This is a genomic window from Roseateles sp. P5_E4 (genome assembly GCF_054049255.1).
Map to the genome: position 1 here is coordinate 40,086 of NZ_JBFUMS010000021.1, position 15,299 is coordinate 55,384.

Annotated in this window: 13 protein-coding genes; 7 read left to right on the forward strand and 6 right to left on the reverse strand. The window is 69.3% G+C overall.

Annotation, left to right across the window (positions count from 1 at the left end; genetic code table 11):
* The first annotated feature begins 27 nt into the window (after positions 1–27).
* Complete coding sequence (locus ACXJLH_RS28165; RefSeq protein WP_457447720.1) at positions 28–2,199, forward strand: prolyl oligopeptidase family serine peptidase; 2,172 nt, start codon at positions 28–30, stop codon at positions 2,197–2,199.
* Here ACXJLH_RS28165 and arfB read toward each other — a convergent pair.
* Both arfB and alr read right to left on the reverse strand, forming a co-directional pair.
* Positions 2,193–2,600, reverse strand: coding sequence for an alternative ribosome rescue aminoacyl-tRNA hydrolase ArfB (gene arfB, locus ACXJLH_RS28170; protein ID WP_457351059.1), 408 nt, complete (start codon positions 2,598–2,600; stop codon positions 2,193–2,195). The genes ACXJLH_RS28165 and arfB overlap by 7 nt on opposite strands.
* Positions 2,593–3,705 (reverse strand): alanine racemase, encoded by a 1,113-nt coding sequence (alr, locus tag ACXJLH_RS28175; RefSeq protein WP_457447722.1) that lies wholly within the window; start codon positions 3,703–3,705, stop codon positions 2,593–2,595. Before alr ends, arfB begins: the two co-directional genes overlap by 8 nt.
* 121 nt (positions 3,706–3,826) lie before the next feature.
* On the opposite strand from alr, the gene lplT reads away from it, so the two are divergent.
* Complete coding sequence (lplT, locus tag ACXJLH_RS28180) at positions 3,827–5,116, forward strand: lysophospholipid transporter LplT (RefSeq protein ID WP_056192011.1); 1,290 nt, start codon at positions 3,827–3,829, stop codon at positions 5,114–5,116.
* Between the two features lie 45 nt (positions 5,117–5,161).
* On the opposite strand, the gene ACXJLH_RS28185 is transcribed toward lplT, so the two are convergent.
* The gene (locus ACXJLH_RS28185; RefSeq protein ID WP_457351053.1) at positions 5,162–6,124 is read right to left on the reverse strand and encodes a hypothetical protein; all 963 of its coding nucleotides are present in this window, start codon (positions 6,122–6,124) and stop codon (positions 5,162–5,164) included.
* Positions 6,125–6,283: 159 nt separating this feature from the next.
* Between ACXJLH_RS28185 and ACXJLH_RS28190 the strand changes: the two genes are divergently transcribed.
* Positions 6,284–6,775, forward strand: coding sequence for a glutathione peroxidase (locus ACXJLH_RS28190; protein ID WP_457351051.1), 492 nt, complete (start codon positions 6,284–6,286; stop codon positions 6,773–6,775).
* A gap of 6 nt (positions 6,776–6,781) precedes the next feature.
* Here the strand turns inward: ACXJLH_RS28190 and ACXJLH_RS28195 are convergent, their stop codons facing one another.
* Positions 6,782–8,338 carry a tryptophan halogenase family protein gene (locus ACXJLH_RS28195; protein ID WP_457447723.1) on the reverse strand — a complete coding sequence of 519 codons (1,557 nt, stop codon included), beginning with the start codon at positions 8,336–8,338 and terminating at the stop codon, positions 6,782–6,784.
* A 132-nt stretch (positions 8,339–8,470) separates the two neighbouring features.
* Complete coding sequence (locus tag ACXJLH_RS28200; RefSeq protein WP_457447725.1) at positions 8,471–9,124, reverse strand: Crp/Fnr family transcriptional regulator; 654 nt, start codon at positions 9,122–9,124, stop codon at positions 8,471–8,473.
* A gap of 56 nt (positions 9,125–9,180) precedes the next feature.
* Between ACXJLH_RS28200 and ACXJLH_RS28205 the strand changes: the two genes are divergently transcribed.
* A complete protein-coding gene (locus tag ACXJLH_RS28205; RefSeq protein ID WP_457447727.1) occupies positions 9,181–10,284 on the forward strand; it encodes a DUF2332 domain-containing protein in 1,104 nt (367 codons plus the stop codon).
* On the opposite strand, the gene ACXJLH_RS28210 is transcribed toward ACXJLH_RS28205, so the two are convergent.
* Positions 10,281–11,732, reverse strand: coding sequence for an alkaline phosphatase family protein (locus tag ACXJLH_RS28210; protein WP_457351045.1), 1,452 nt, complete (start codon positions 11,730–11,732; stop codon positions 10,281–10,283). The two genes, ACXJLH_RS28205 and ACXJLH_RS28210, sit on opposite strands and share 4 nt — an antisense overlap.
* 109 nt (positions 11,733–11,841) lie before the next feature.
* Between ACXJLH_RS28210 and ACXJLH_RS28215 the strand changes: the two genes are divergently transcribed.
* The 3 genes from ACXJLH_RS28215 to ACXJLH_RS28225 all read left to right on the forward strand — a co-directional run bounded on the left by ACXJLH_RS28215 (position 11,842) and on the right by ACXJLH_RS28225 (position 15,295).
* Positions 11,842–13,038 (forward strand): amino acid aminotransferase, encoded by a 1,197-nt coding sequence (locus tag ACXJLH_RS28215; protein ID WP_457447729.1) that lies wholly within the window; start codon positions 11,842–11,844, stop codon positions 13,036–13,038.
* A 10-nt stretch (positions 13,039–13,048) separates the two neighbouring features.
* Positions 13,049–13,942: a hypothetical protein gene (locus ACXJLH_RS28220; protein WP_457389623.1), complete on the forward strand. Its 894-nt coding sequence runs from the start codon at positions 13,049–13,051 to the stop codon at positions 13,940–13,942.
* A gap of 108 nt (positions 13,943–14,050) precedes the next feature.
* Positions 14,051–15,295 (forward strand): D-amino acid dehydrogenase, encoded by a 1,245-nt coding sequence (locus ACXJLH_RS28225; RefSeq protein ID WP_457447731.1) that lies wholly within the window; start codon positions 14,051–14,053, stop codon positions 15,293–15,295.
* Positions 15,296–15,299: the final 4 nt, after the last annotated feature.

A 15,299-nucleotide genomic window follows, 5' to 3' on the forward strand; every position in this document is an offset into this window, starting at 1 on the left:
CTGGCGCGCTCTTCACGGGGAGAACAGATGGCCTGGCAATTCGCTCTGACGCGCCTGTGCGGCGCTTTTGCCCTCGCGGGTGCCGCGCTGCTGGCCCATGCCGCCGACGCGGGCGCGCCGCCGACGCCGGTGAAGCCGGTCACCGACCGCTACGGCGACGTCAGCGTCAGGGACCCCTACCGCTGGCTGGAGAAAGCCAGCGACCCCAAGGTGAAGCAGTGGAGCGCTGCGCAAGACAAGCGCACGCGCGCCTATTTCGGCAAGCTGCCGGCGCGCCAGCCGATGTTCGACTGGCTGATGAAGCAGGCCACGGCCAGCTCCAGCGCCTATTACGACCTGCACGCCACGCCGGGCCAGCTGTTCGCGCTATACAACCAGCCGCCCAGGCAGCAGCCCATGCTGGCCGTGCTGGGCCAGGACGCCGACCCCGCCAAGGCCCGCGTGGTGCTGGACCCGAACACGCTCAACCCCAAAGGCACGACGGCCATCGACTGGTATGTGCCTTCGCCGACGGGCAAGCTGGTGGCGGTGTCGATGTCGGAGAACGGCAGCGAGGACGGCTCGCTGCACATCGTCGACGTGGCCACGGGCAAGGATGTCGACAAGGTCATTCTCAACGTGCAATACCCCACCGGCGGCGGCAGCCTGGCCTGGCGCGAGGATGGCTCCGGCTTCTGGTACACGCGCTACCCCGGCGCCAAGGAACCGGCCGAGCGCCAGCACTTCTACCAGCAGATCTACTACCACCGCGTCGGCGACGATCCGGCAAAGGACGTCTATGTGCTGGGCAAGGACTTCCCGCGCGTCGCCGAGATCGCACTGGACGCCCGGCCCGGCGCGCCTGGCGTCATCGCCTCGGTCGCCAATGGCGATGGCGGCGAGTTCGCCCACTACCTGATCGCCAGGGACGGCCGCATCCGCCAGGTCACACGCTTCGAGGACAAGGTCGTCGCCGCAGCGCTGGGACCCGACGGGCTCTATCTCATCTCCCGGCAGGGCGCGCCGCGCGGCAAGCTGCTCAAGCTGGCGCTCGATGACCTGACGCTGGCCCATGCGCAGACCATCGTGCCCGAGTCCGATGCGGCGCTGGAGCCCGGCGGCGAGTTCGGCGCGGGCAACATCACCCTCACCAGGAACGCCATCTACCTGCGTGAGATCGTCGGCGGGCCGTCGCGCGTGGCCATCTACGGCCTGGACGGCAAGCCTCGCGGCCAGCTGCAGCTGCCCGAGGTGGCGACCGTGGACGAGATGGCCGTGATGGACGACGGCAGCCTGCTGGTCGCGGTGAAAACCTATCTCGAGCCGCCGCAGTTCATGCGCATCGATGCCGACAGCGGCAGGAGCCGACCCACGGCGCTGCGCCAGACCAGCCCGGTGTCCTTCGGCGACGTGGAGGTCGTGCGCGAGTTCGCGACGAGCAAGGACGGCACGCGCATCCCCCTCAATATCGTGCGCAGGAAGGGCCTCAAGCTCGATGGCAGCGCACCGTTGCTGCTCACCGGCTATGGTGGCTACAACGTCAGCCTGGTGCCGCGCTTCCTGGGCGCGGCGACAAGGCTGTGGCTGGACGCCGGCGGCGTCTACGTCATCGCCAACCTGCGCGGCGGCGGTGAGTTCGGCGAGACCTGGCATACCCAGGGCGCGTTGACGAACAAGCAGAACGTTTTTGACGACTTCGCCGCCTCGGCCCAATACCTGGTCGACAAGGGCTACACCTCCAAGGCCCGCATGGGATCCATAGGCGGCAGCAACGGCGGGCTGCTGATGGGGGCGGTGTTCACGCAGCATCCCGAGCTGTTCCGCGCCGTTGTCTCGACAGTGGGCATCTACGACATGCTGCGCGTGGAGTTGGACCCGAACGGCGCATTCAACGTCACCGAATTCGGCACGGTGAAGAACCCTGAGCAATTCCAGGCGCTGTACGCCTACTCGCCCTATCACCACGTGAATGGCGGTGCGAAGTACCCGGCCATCTTCATGGCCACCGGCGAGACGGACGGGCGCGTCAACCCGATGCACTCGCGCAAGATGGTTGCGCGCCTGCAGGCGGCAACCGGCTCCGGCCGGCCGGTGCTGCTGAGCATCAACGCCCACGCCGGCCATGGCATGGGCAGCTCGCTGTCCATCCGCGTGAACCAGATGGCGGACATCTACGCCTTCCTGTTCGACCAGCTGGGCATGAAGTCCCCGCTTCAGTAGTCCTTGCTGCGCCGCCCGGCCTTGATGTCGCTGCGCTTGGCCTTGCCTTCCAGCCGGCGCTGCTTGGAGCCATAGGTCGGCTTGGTCGCCCGCCGCGCCTTGGGCACATGCGCGGCGGCCTGCACCAGCTCGATCAACCGCGCGACGGCGTCCGCCCGGTTGCGTTCCAGGCTGCGCGAGTCCTGGGCCTTGATGACGACGACGCCCTCCGAGGTGATGCGCTGGTCGGCCCAGTTCAGCAGCCGCGCCTTGACGGCCTCGGGCAGGCTGGAGGTGTGGATGTCGAAGCGCAGATGGACCGCGTTCGAAACCTTGTTGACGTTCTGGCCGCCGGGGCCGCTGGCGCGGATGGCGTCGAACTCGAGTTCGTCCGGGCGCGGGGTCCAGTGGATGTCAGGCATTTCGAATTGGCACGCGCGGCGCGACGGCGCACATCAGCTCGTAGCCGATGGTGCCGGCCGATTGCGCCACCTCGTCGATGGGCAGGCGTGACCCCTTTCCGTCAATGACAGGCCCTTCGCCCCACAGCGTCACCTCGCTGCCAAAGCCGCTGGCGGGCAGGTCAGACAGGTCCACCGCCAGCATATCCATCGACACCCGGCCCAGCGTGCGCGTGCGCTTGCCGTCCACCAGCACCGGCGTGCCGGTGGCCGCGTGGCGCGGATAGCCGTCGGCATAGCCGCAGGCGACGATGCCTGCGCGCGTGACCTGCTCGGCCGTGAAGGCGCTGCCGTAGCCGATGGTGTCGCCGGGCTGCAGCTGCTGCACGCCGATGATCTTTGAGCGCAGCGTCATCGCCGGCCGCAGGTCCCAGTGAGCGGCGTCGTGCTCGGGGAAATCGGGCACGCCGCCATAGCTCATGATGCCGGCGCGCACCCAGTCCTGGGCCGTGCGAGCTGGGTGGCGCAGTGTTGCCGCGCTGTTGGCGATGCTGCGCTCGCCGGCCAGGCCCTCGGTCACGGCCTCGAAGGCGGCCAACTGGTGGGCGATGCCGTCGATACCTTGCCGGAGGCTGTCTGCATCGGAAAAGTGAGTCATCAACCCGATCTCGTCGACCTGGGGCAGGGCCTCCAGCCGCGCATAGGCGGCGCGAAAGGCGGCCGGCGTGAAGCCCAGCCGGTTCATGCCCGAGTTCAATTTGAGGAAGACGCGGTGCGGCTCGTGCGTCTTGTGCATGGCCAGCCAGTCGATCTGCTGCTCGCAGTGCACGGTGTGCCAGAGCTTGAGGCGCGAGCACAGCTCCAGGTCGCGAGGCTCGAACACGCCTTCCAGCAGCAGGATGGGGCCCCGCCAGTCCAGGGCGCGCAACCGTTCGGCCTCGGCCAGGTCCAGCAGCGCGAAACCGTCGGCGGCGCGCAGGCCCTCAAAGGCGCGTTCGATGCCGTGACCATAGGCATTGGCCTTGACGACGGCCCAGACTCGGGCATTGGGGGCTTGAGCGCGCGCGCGACCCAGGTTGTGAGCGAGCGCTTCGGTATGAATCAGGGCTTCAATCGGGCGAGGCATGGCCGGATTTTGCGCCCGGGTTTGGGGCGCCGCTGCCGAACTAGGGGCGTGCTATAAACCCGCGCCGCTCCCGTTTTACCGGCCTACAAGCAGAAGACAGTTCAGGATTGCGCTCCGACCGATGAAACGCGGCTTTTACACCATCATGTCGGCGCAGTTCTTCAGCTCGCTGGCTGATAACGCACTGTTCGTCGCGGCCGTCGAGCTGTTGCGTTCCTCCGGCGCCGCCGAGTGGCAGCGCGCCGCGCTGGTGCCGATGTTCGCCCTGTTCTACGTCGTGCTGGCGCCCTTCGTCGGAGCCTTTGCCGACGCCGTGCCCAAGGGCAAGGTGATGTTCTTCTCGAACAGCATCAAGGTGGTGGGCTGCCTGATGATGCTGTTCGGCGCCCACCCACTGGCGGCGTATGCCATCGTCGGCCTGGGCGCGGCCGCCTATTCGCCGGCCAAGTACGGCATCCTGACCGAACTGCTGCCACCGTCCCAGCTCGTCAAGGCCAATGGCTGGATCGAGGGCCTGACCATCACGTCCATCATCCTGGGCGTGCTGCTCGGTGGTCAGTTGATCGGTGACCGCGTCTCGCACCTGCTGCTGCTGATCGACATGCCGATGATGGAGACCGGCATCGACTCCCCACCCGAGGCGGCGATCGCCAGCCTGGTCGGCCTGTATGTGCTGGCGGCACTGTTCAATCTGCGCATCCCGCGCACCTCGGCGCCGCTGCAGCCCTATGCGCACAGCTTCCTGGGCCTGGTGCGCGACTTCTCGTCCTGCAACAGCAGGCTCTGGCAGGACAAGCTCGGGCAGATCTCGCTGGCGACGACGACGCTGTTCTGGGGTGTCAGCGGCAATCTGCGCTACATCGTGCTGGCCTGGGCCGCGGCCGCCCTGGGCTACGGCACGACGCAGGCGTCCTCGCTGGTGGGCGTCGTCGCCATTGGCACGGCGGTTGGTGCCGTCGTCGCATCGCTGTATTGCCGGCTGGACCGCGCCACCTCCGTCATCCCGCTGGGCATCGCGATGGGGCTGCTGGTCATCTTCATGAACCTCATCCACAACGTGTGGGTGGCGGCGCCCTTCCTGATCCTGCTCGGCGGTATCGGCGGCTACCTCGTCGTGCCGATGAACGCGCTGCTGCAGCACCGCGGCCACAACCTGATGGGGGCCGGCCGCAGCATCGCGGTGCAGAACTTCAACGAGCAGGCCTGCATCCTGGGCCTGGGCGCCTTCTACACGGCGATGACCCGCTTCGGCCTGTCGGCGTTTGGCGCGATCACGATCTTCGGCGTCGTCGTGGCCGGTGCCATGTGGTGGATCCGGCGCTGGCACCAGCGCAACCTGGTCGTGCACAAGGAAGAGGTCGAGCATCTGCTCGACTTGGCCCGCACGGATCACCTGCCGCAGGACCGGTAATCCGGCCCCGGCAGACCTGGCAGACCTGCCAGAAAGACGGGACGTTCAGCTGCTGGCGCTGCTGCCTCGGCCCTTGCGGCCTGTGGGCACGGGGATCAGATGCTTGCCTTCCAGCACCATCTCGATGTGCTCGCTCCAGGCGCGGGCGATCTTGAAGCAGCCGCTGTGGTTGAGGTGGATCTCGTTGTGCCAGTCGCCGCTGATGCCGGTGGAGCCCGGCGCGGCCAGCGCCAGCGGCACGGCGGTCGAATCAAAGATGAAGAGGCCGCGGAAGGCTTCCTTGTCTGCGGCCATGCTCTTCAGCAGCTGGGCCAGATGGAAGACCATCAGCCGGCTGACGGCAGCCCAATCGGCGGCGGGCACGCCATAGGCCTTCAGCGCCGGGTAAAGCCAGGGGCCGCCGGCGCCCAGGTCATCGCCGCCCTCGGCGGCCGCCGGGCGCGGCATGGGCACGGCGTAGCAATGCATGAAGACCGGCTTGCCCGTGGACGGACCCTGGTCGCGCAAGGACAGCAGGTGCTTGACGTTGGCTCGCAGGTAGTCGGAATAGGTCGCCCAGCCGGGCTCGGAGAAATAGCGCGCGACGCCGGCCGAAGGCGGCCCCCATTCGGTCTGGCGGCGCAGCAGGCGCAGCTCCAGGGGGATGGGCTCGCCATTCCAGTTCTGGGCCGGCGTGCGTGCCGCGGCGATCAGGTCATTGCCACCGACGGACAGCAGGATGCCGTCCCAGGTCGGCGCGTCGGGGCCGGTCAAGAGGCGCACGAAGTCCGGGCTGGACTCGAGGTCCACCATGTGCGACAGCGCATTGCCGGTGCCGGCGCAATTGACGGCGGCCGTGTTGGACTTGAAGACCAGCTCCTGCAGCAGGTTGGCGTGGGCGTTGAGCTTGGCGCGCGCATTCGAGAACCACGAGTCTCCCTGGGCCAGCAGCTTCCAGCGGAAGGTGCTGAAGTCGGGCGGGGTGCGTCCGGCCAGGTCGGCCGGGGTGTAGCAAGCCAGGTGATCCATGAATGGGGTGGTTTCCGAAGTTGCTGACGTGAGCCTGTCCCGGAGGACGGGGCGCCAAGTTCGCGCGATTGGACGGCCAGCCGCGCGGGCGGCGCCATGCTACAAACCCTCGGGCCTGCCTGGGGTTAGTATGGACGGCTCTTTCTAGGGAGGAAGCCCATGAGCGAGAGCGTCTTCGACTTCCAGGCCGTTTCCATCCGCGGCGAGCCGGCCGACCTGGCCTCGCAGCGCGGCAAGGTCCTGCTCATCGTCAACACGGCCAGCGAATGCGGTTTCACGCCGCAGTTCAAGGGCCTGGAGCAGCTTTGGGAGGATTACGGCCCCAGGGGGCTGGTCGTCATTGGCTTCCCGAGCAACGAGTTCGGCGGCCAGGACCCAGGCAGCAATGACCAGATCGCGTCTTTTTGCGAGCTGAACTACGGCGTCAGCTTCCCGATGATGGCCAAGACCAAGGTCAATGGCGGCGAGGCCCACCCGCTGTGGAAGTTCCTCAAGAGCGAGAAGCCGGGCTTTCTGGGCACCGAGGCCATCAAGTGGAACTTCACCAAGTTCCTGATCGGCCGCGACGGCCAGGTCATCAAGCGCTATGCGCCAAATGACCCGCCGGAAAAGATGCGGGGCGACATTGAAGCGGCACTCGCCGCGACCTGACCCGCTTCAGTGAGCTGTTACCTGGGGGGCCATCCCCTGCTGGCTGCGCAGATAGTCCCGCATCGTCGGTGACTGCTCCGATGCCGCGCGGCGGACGTCACGCACATGGGCCAGCGCCTGCTGGCTGACCTCCGCGGAGATGTGGGCGGCCAGGCCGATGCCCTGGCTGGGCAGGCGGTGCAGGCCGGCCAGCACATAGGACCAGTTGGACGGGCCGAAGGGCGACAGGCGACTGTCCAGATCGGTGGCCGTCGGCACCTTGGCATCCCACAGGGCCAGCAACTCGACGAGGCGCGGCGGCAGGGCCGCTGCGTCGGTGCAGGTACGCCAGAACGGCGTGTCACGCCGTTGTGAGAGTGTGTAGTGGGCGACGATGAAGTCGCGCAGCTCCTCGTGGAAGTCGCCCGCCAGGCGGTTCAGCCGGTCGCGGCAAACCGCGCTGTTGCCCGAGGGCGCGACATGGTCGACGAACATCTGCAGCGCCCATTCGACCAGGTAGAGGCTGGTGGACTCCAGCGGCTCGACGAAGCCGCCCGCCGCACCCAGGGCCAGGCAGTTCTGCTCCCAGATCCGCGCGGCATGGCCGGCCCGCAGCGTCGTGAAATGAGGCGCGGCCAGCGCGCGGTGCCCGGCATTGAGCTGTTGCAGCCGCTGCAGGGCCTCGTCGTCGCTGCAAAAGCGCGACGCATAGACATAGCCCGTGCCGCGGCGGCTTTGCAGGTCGATCTCCCAGCTCCAGCCGGCGTCCTGGGCCGTGATGGCCGTGTGGCTGCGCAGCGCGGTGTCGTCCCGCGCATAGGCCACCGGCACGGCGATGCTGCGGTCGCAGGGCAGCCAGTCGGCATAGGACACCCAGGGCACGCCCAGGGCCCGCTGCAGCAGCAGTGAATCTGCCCCGCTGCAGTCGACGAAGAAGCTGGCGGCAAAGCGCCGGCCGTCGGCCAGTTCGACCGCCTCGATGCCGGCTGCGCCGCGCTGCACCTGGGCTACCTCGCCCTGCACATGGCGCACGCCGCGCCGCAGCGCGGTCTGCTGCAGCAGCATGGCCAGCTTGGCGGCATCCAGGTGGTAGCCATAGCTGACCGGCGCCTGGTAGTCGGGCGAGTCCATCAGCTTCGGTGACTGGTGGCCATCGAACAGCGTCGTCTGCGCCGTGCAGGCCTGGGCCATGGGCTGTTGGGTCAGGCCGCGCTGCATCAGGTTCAGCCAGTGGGCCGTCGTCGCGAAGCCGCCGAATGGTGGAGGCGCGTCGAAGGGGTGGTCGTAACTGTCGTCGGCCGCGCTGCCGCCGCTGCGCCAGCCGTGAAAGCGCACGCCGTTGTTCAGCGTCGCATCGGCCGCGCCGAACAGGGCGGCCTCGGGCAGGCCCAGCGCCTGCATCATGCCGCGCAGCGTCGGCAGCGTGGCCTCGCCCACGCCGATGCCGGCAATGCGCGGTGACTCGATCAGCGTGATGGGCAAGGGTGTCTGGCGCACCGCGCCGAGGGCGCGCTGCAGGAAGCAGGCCGCCAGCCAGCCGGCGCTGCCGCCGCCCACGATGACGATGGATTGGATGTCGGACAAGGCAGGAGCTCCGGAAAAACGCCGGCGGGTCGGGAAGCCCGGGCCGGTGGTTGCCACATTACGGCCGAAGCCCGGCGCGCCGACATGTAACGCGGCGAGCGAGCGTGCCGTCCTGCACGCCCGTTCCGGCCGTTACCGAGCCCGCCACAGCCAGCGGCCTCGGCCCCGCCTGACCAGGCCGGCGGCCTCCGCCTCGCCCAGCAGCTCGTTGGCCGTCTGCCGCGACAGATGGGCCAGGCGCGCCAGCTCGGCCTGTGTGGCCCGCACCTCGACCCAGCCGTCGCCAATCGCGTGGCCACGCTCGCGGGCCAGCTGCGCCAGCGCCAATGCGAAGCGTTCGGCTGCACCCTGGTGGCGCGCCGCCTGCAGCAGGCGCAGCGTGCCGTCATAGCGGCGGGCGAACTCGGCCAGCAGGGCGCGCGCGAAGCCCGGCACCTCGTCCATCAGGCGCGTATAGGCCTCGCGGCCGAAGACCAGCACCTCGGTGGCGCCGCGCGCGAGCGCCTCGTATTCCGAAGGCTGGCCGGCGGCGAAGGCGGCGAGGCCGAAGAGTCGCGGCGGGCCGACGTTCTCGATGACCGACACCGTGCCGTCCGCGGCCGTGAAACGGGTCTCGATCTCGCCGGCCGCGACCGCGTAGAAGGCCGCCGTCTTCTGGCCCTGCACGAAGAGGCTGCGCCCATCGGCCAGGCGTCGCCGTGCGATGCCGGCCGCGATGTCGATTGGCAACGCGATCCCCGGGAAATGGGCCGCGAAGACGCGCTGCAAGGCGGAGTCGTGGGACATGCTGCATTGTCGGCTGGCCGACACAAGGCGAGGCATGGCCTGCCTATGCTGGACGCATGGAAAGATCAGACCTGTCGATGCTGCTGGCCCGCTTCGGCCGCGAGGAATGCAGCCAGGAACCGCTCTACGTTGCGCTGTGCGGCGTGGCCGCCCACGACGACCGGGCGCTGGCCCTGCTGGCCGAGGCGCCGCCCGAGCAGCGCAAGGTCAATCTGCTGCTGGCGGCCCTGCATGAACGCGTGCTGGCCGGTGCGGCGCCCGAACTGGCCGCCTACTATCCCAGCGCCGGTGGCAGCCGTGAGCCGGACGCGGCCTTGGCCACCGCGCTGTCGGCCTGCCTCGAGCGCGAATGGCCGGCGCTGCTGCATCACCTGCGTCATGGCGCGACGCAGACCAACGAGATCGCCCGCGGCGCGGCCCTCTGGCCGGCTTTAGGCGATGCGGCGCGTGCCACCGGCGCCCGCCACCTCGCGCTGTTGGACCTGGGTTGCAGTGCCGGCCTCAACCTCGGCGTCGACCAATACGCGCTGCGCTATCGCACGGACGATGGCTACTGGCATGAGCGCGGTCCAGCCCGCGATGGCCGGCGCGCCGAGATCGAATCGCGCTGGCTGGGCGCTGCGCCGCCGCCCGCGGCCGCCGACTGGCGACTGACGCTGCGCTACGGCCTCGATCCCGCCCCCGTCGATCCGGGCGACCCGGAGCGCCTGCGCTGGTTGCAGGCCTGTTTGTGGCCGCACGACGCCACCCGCCGCGAACGCCTGGCTCGCGCCGCGCATCAGATGCGGTCTCTGCCGCACACGGTGCGCCAGGCCGACGACTGCATCGCCGCGATCGAGCCGTGGCTGGCCGGTCTGCCCGCGGGCGTTCAACCGGTGCTGCTGACGAGCTGGGTGCTGTACTACTTGAATGACGCCGACCTCGACCGGCTGCGCACGACGGTCGACCGGCTGGCGCTGAGCCACGGCCTGGCCTGGATCTGCGGCGATCTGCCGGCTTTGAGTGCGCAAGAGGCGGTGCCTCCCGAACCGGTCCTGCCTGCCGACGAGGCCGCCTCGTCGATGACCTTGTGGACGCTGCGCCACCTCGAAGCCGGCCGGGTCGCTGAGCGAGCGCTGGGCTGGAGCCACCCGCACGGGCGCTGGGTGGCCTGGCGCTAGACCGGCGCCGCCGCCGTGCGTCGGGCCCGGCGCTTCACGCGGTCACGGTGCGCCTGAGCGCGTGCACCCACCTCCTGCACGTACTGGGCGACGTGCGACGGGAATTCGGGATCGTTCAGCGCCGCCTTGCGCTTGGCGCGGAACTGGGCCGGCGTCAGCGGCTTCAGATTGCCGACGGGGCGATCGCCCGATGCGGCCGTCATCGCACGGTCGAGCTCGTGCGCGATCAGCGCGCGGCCGGCGAGGAAGCCGTCCACCTCGTCGCGGTGAGGCGGCGCTGCGGCCGGCGCGGCATCGCGCACCGGGTCCGCCAGCGTCAGCGGGCCGGCGGCGGCGCCCTGGCGGGCCGCGGCCAGCAGGCCGGAGGTCCAGCTGGGCGCTGCCGCGTCACGGGCTGTCAGCGCCGGGCCGAGGCCGAAGGTGTCGAACACCGATCTGACCACCGAGCTGTGGTCGAAAGACTGGCCGGGGAAAACCTGGCTGCCCAGGCTGCCGCGCGCCACCCACGGCGAGACGAGCAGGGCGGGCACGCGCACGCCCAGGCGGTCAAAGGCGAAGCCCACGTCGGGCGTCGGCCGGTTCAGCGGCGCGTCGCCCGGCGGGGTGGCGCCCGGCGGCGGCTCCCGGTCGTAGAAGCCGCCATGCTCGTCCCAGGTGATGAGCAGCAGGCTGTCGGGCCACAGTGGCGAATTGCGCAGGCTCTCGTAGGTGGACTTGATCAGCGCCTCGCCGGCGCTGACCCGGCCCAGCGGGTGCTGGGAGTTGCCGCTGCCGAAGCTGCCGCTGGGGTCATAGGCGGGCTCGATGAAGGTGTAGACGGGGGCGTAGTTGGCGTGGGCGACGTCGGTCGCGAAATCGCTGTGCACGGGGTGCTCTTCATCGCCATTGCTGAACGGATGAAAGCGTTCGTTGGGCTTGATGAAGGTGCTGGCCATGCCGGGCAGGGCCAGCACCTGGGGAACGACGTCGCCGTGATAGATGCGCCAGGGCTGGCTACGCTGGTTGAGGCGGTCGAAGAGGGTGCCGTGCTCGAAGCGGAAGACCGAATTGCTCGCGATCACCGAGCCGGCGATCTGCAGGTTCGTCGGGCTGGTGGCCAGGCCGCCGCTGGACGCGGCATGCACGAAGAAGCGGTTGGGCCAGGTCGGGCCCGGCAGGGAAGAGAACCAGTTGTCGAACAGCAGGAACTCGTCGGCGAGCTGCTGGATCACGGGCACCTGTGCAGGCTCGAAGCCCTGCCAGCCGACGCCCTGGAAGCCGTCCATCGCGCCGCCGTTGATCTGCTGGCGAACGGCATCGAACTCGTGCGGCGGATCAGCGCTGGCGCGGTCGGTGGCGCCGGGGCCGAAGCGAGGGTCGGCGGGCCGGGGCACGCGGCCGCTGAGCCCGAAGAAGTGATCGAAGGAGCGGTTCTCCAACATCAACACGAAGACATGACGCACCGGCATAGGGCTCTCCCTGAGCCGCCGCAGGCTAGCACCGGTGGGTTCAACCGCAGTCCACAGCCTTGATGACGAGGCTCTGGATAATCGGCACTTCCCATCGGAGACCCACCCCATGTTCGAGCACGTCGATGCCTATGCCGGCGATCCCATCCTGAGCCTCAACGAGGCCTTCCAGAAGGACCCCCGCGCCGGCAAGATCAACCTGTCCATCGGCATCTATTTCGACAACGACGGCCGCATCCCCATGCTGCCCTCGGTGCGCGCGGCCGAACTGGCCGTTGTCGAGGTGGCCGGCCCGCGGCCCTATCTGCCGATGGAAGGCGCGGCCAACTTTCGCAGCGCCGTGCAGGCCCTGCTGTTCGGCGTGGATCACCCGGCCATCAAGGCCGGCCGCATCGCCACCATCCAGGGTGTCGGCTCCAGTGGCGGCCTGAAGGTCGGCGCCGATCTGCTGAAGCGCTATTTCCCGGACAGCAAGATTTATCTTTCCGACCCGACCTGGGACAACCATCGTGCGGTCTTCGAGGGTTCGGGCCACACCTGCGAGACCTATCCCTACTACGACCCGGCCACCGGCGGCCTGCGCTTTGACGCGATGCTGGCCTTCTTCAAGGCCCTGCCCACGCGCAGCATCGTCGTCATGCACGCCTGCTGCCACAACCCGACCGGCGTCGACCTGACGCAGGACCAATGGCGCGCGCTGGTGCCCGTCATCCGCGAGCGCGGCCTGCTGCCCTTCCTGGACCTGGCCTACCAGGGCTATGGCGACGGCATCGACGAAGACGCCTTCGCGCCGCGCCTGCTGGCCGACGAGGGCCTGAGTTTCCTGATCGCCAACAGCTTCTCCAAGAGCATGAGCCTGTACGGTGAACGCTGCGGAGGCTTGAGCGTTGTCTGCCCGGATGCTGACCAGGCCGCGCGCGTGCTTGGCCAGATGAAGTTCATGATCCGCCGCAACTACTCCAACCCGCCCATGCATGGCGGCCAGGTCGTGGCCAAGGTGCTGACCACGCCGGTGCTGCGCGAGATGTGGGAGGCCGAAGTGGCCGACATGCGCGAGCGCATCCAGTCCATGCGCCGCCAACTGCACGACGTGCTCGCCGCCAAGCTGCCGGGCCGCGATTTCAGCTACTTCCTGACCCAGCGCGGCATGTTCAGCTACACCGGCCTCACCGCCGAGCAGGCCGAGCGGCTCAAGACCGAGTTCGGCGTCTACATCCTGCGCTCCGGCCGCATGTGCGTGGCCGGCCTGAACACCCGCAACGTCGAAGCCACCGCCGAGGCGATGGCGGCCGTGCTGGCTGGTTGAGGACCCGCGCATGCGAGTCCGGGAGGCCGGCCTTGCCCTTGCTATTGCGGTAGCCAGCAGCACCGGCCTGGCCGCCGACGCGCCGCCGGCGGTCGACTCCATCCTCTGGCTGGTCAGCAACACCATGGTGGTGCCGGATGGCGACGTCATGCGCCACCCCGCAGACGAGCTGACGCGCTGGCTGCAGGCGCGGCTGCCCGGTGTGGCCTTGCAGCCCACGGTGGCCAATGCCGAGCGCAGCTGGGTGCTCATCCGCGAGCGTCGGCGGGCCTGCCATGCCGGCGCCGCGCGCACGCCGGAGCGCGAGCGCCTGGCCTATTTCACTGACACCTGGCTGGTGCCGCCGCCCCAGCTCATCGTGCGCCGGGACCGCCGCGCCGCGCTGCCGCTGGACGCAAACGGCGCCGTGGACCTCAAGGCCCTGCTGGCCGACGCCTCGCTGCGCGGCGTGCTGGCCCAGGGACGCAGCTACGGGCCGGCCCTGGATGCGCTGATCAAGGCCCAGCCCGCCGGCCCGCAGGTGCAGCACCTGTTCGGCGGCGACTACGGCAGCAGCCTGTTGCCCATGCTCATGCAGCGCCGGGCGGACTACACCCTCGACTACCCGAACGTCCTGATCGCCCAGGCCAGCCAGCCCGCGGACGAACAATCGGGCGAACCGGCGCTGGCGGCGCTGCCCATCAAGGGTGCGAGCGAGGCCATCGTCAGCGGCATCGCCTGCCCGCGCACCGCCTGGGGCCACGCGGCCATCCGCATCATCGACGCGGCTCTGGGCACGCCAGAGGGCGCCGCGATGCTGCGCGACACCTTGCGCATCTCATTGCCGCCCGACACACAGCGCGCCTATCTGGATGTGCTTGACGATCATTTCAACCGCCGCGCCAGGCCGACGCCCGGCCTCTGAGTGCGCCCGCTCCCATGTCGCACGGTTATGGCCGTGGCCGCCGGTTTCATTGGCAGCGGCCGCACGCCGTCTTTACCCTGCCGCCAGGTTCAAGAAGTTCAGGGCAGGATGAAGCATTGCGTGGTGATCGGCGGCGGTGTGGTGGGCCTGACCACCGCCTGGGCGCTGCTGGAGCGTGGCCACGGCGTCACGCTGATCGAGCGCGACGGCGAGGTGGCCCAGGGCGCCAGCCGTGCCAATGGCGGCCAGCTCAGCTATCGCTACGTGTCGCCGCTGGCCGACGCTGGCGTGCCGCTGAAGGCGCTGCGCTGGCTGCTCGACCCCGACGGCCCGCTGCGCTTCAAACCCGAGGCCCATTGGGCGCAATGGGCCTGGTTGATCGCCTTTTTGCGCAATTGCCGCGGGCCGGTCAACCGGCGCACCACCGAGAGGCTGCTGGCCCTGGGCGCCTACAGCCAGGCCTCGTTCGCGCGGCTGCAGGCCCAGGCGCAGCTGGGCGACAGCATCGCGCTGCGCACGCCGGGCAAGCTGGTCGTCTACCGCAAGCCGGCGGAGTTCGTGCGTGTCGCCGCCCGTGTGAAGGGCAGTGGTGCCGAACAGGCCCTGTCGCATGACGAGTGCGTCGCGCTGGAACCCGCCCTGGCCGACACCGAGGCCACGCTGGCCGGCGGCATCTTCACGCCCGGCGAGGCGGTGGCCGACTGCCATGCCTTCTGCACGGCGCTGTACGAAAGGCTGGGCCAGCACGAGCGCTTTCGTGGCCGGCTCGGCGGCCGCGTCAAGAGCCTGCAGCGCGATGCCCAGGGCGGCGTGCTGGGCGTGCAGACCGAGCTCGGCGGCATCGGCGCGGATGCGATCGTCCTCGCCGCCGGCCTGCACAGCCGGGCGCTGGCGGCCACGGTCGGCGTCGAGTTGCCGATCTACCCGCTGAAGGGCTACAGCCTGACGGCGCCCATCCAGCCCGGCCACCGCCCGCCCGAGGTCAGCGTGACCGACTTCGAGAAGAAGATCCTTTACGCCCGCATCGGCCAGGATCTGCGCATCGCCGCCATGGTCGATCTCGTGGGCGACGACCTGAGCCTAGATGACGGGCGGCTGGCCTCTCTGCAGCGCTCGGTGCGCGCCACCTTCCCGCATGCCGCCGACTACGACCGCGCCACACCCTGGGCCGGCCTGCGCCCGGCCACGCCCAGCGGGGCGCCCATCCTCGGCGCCAGCGGCGTGCCCGGCCTGTGGCTGAATGTCGGGCATGGTGCCCTGGGGTTCACGTTCTCTTTCGCAACGGCCAACATCGTGGCCGAACTGGTGTCGGGCCGCGCGAGCCCGCTGCCCCTGGAGGGATTGAGCTTGTGAAATG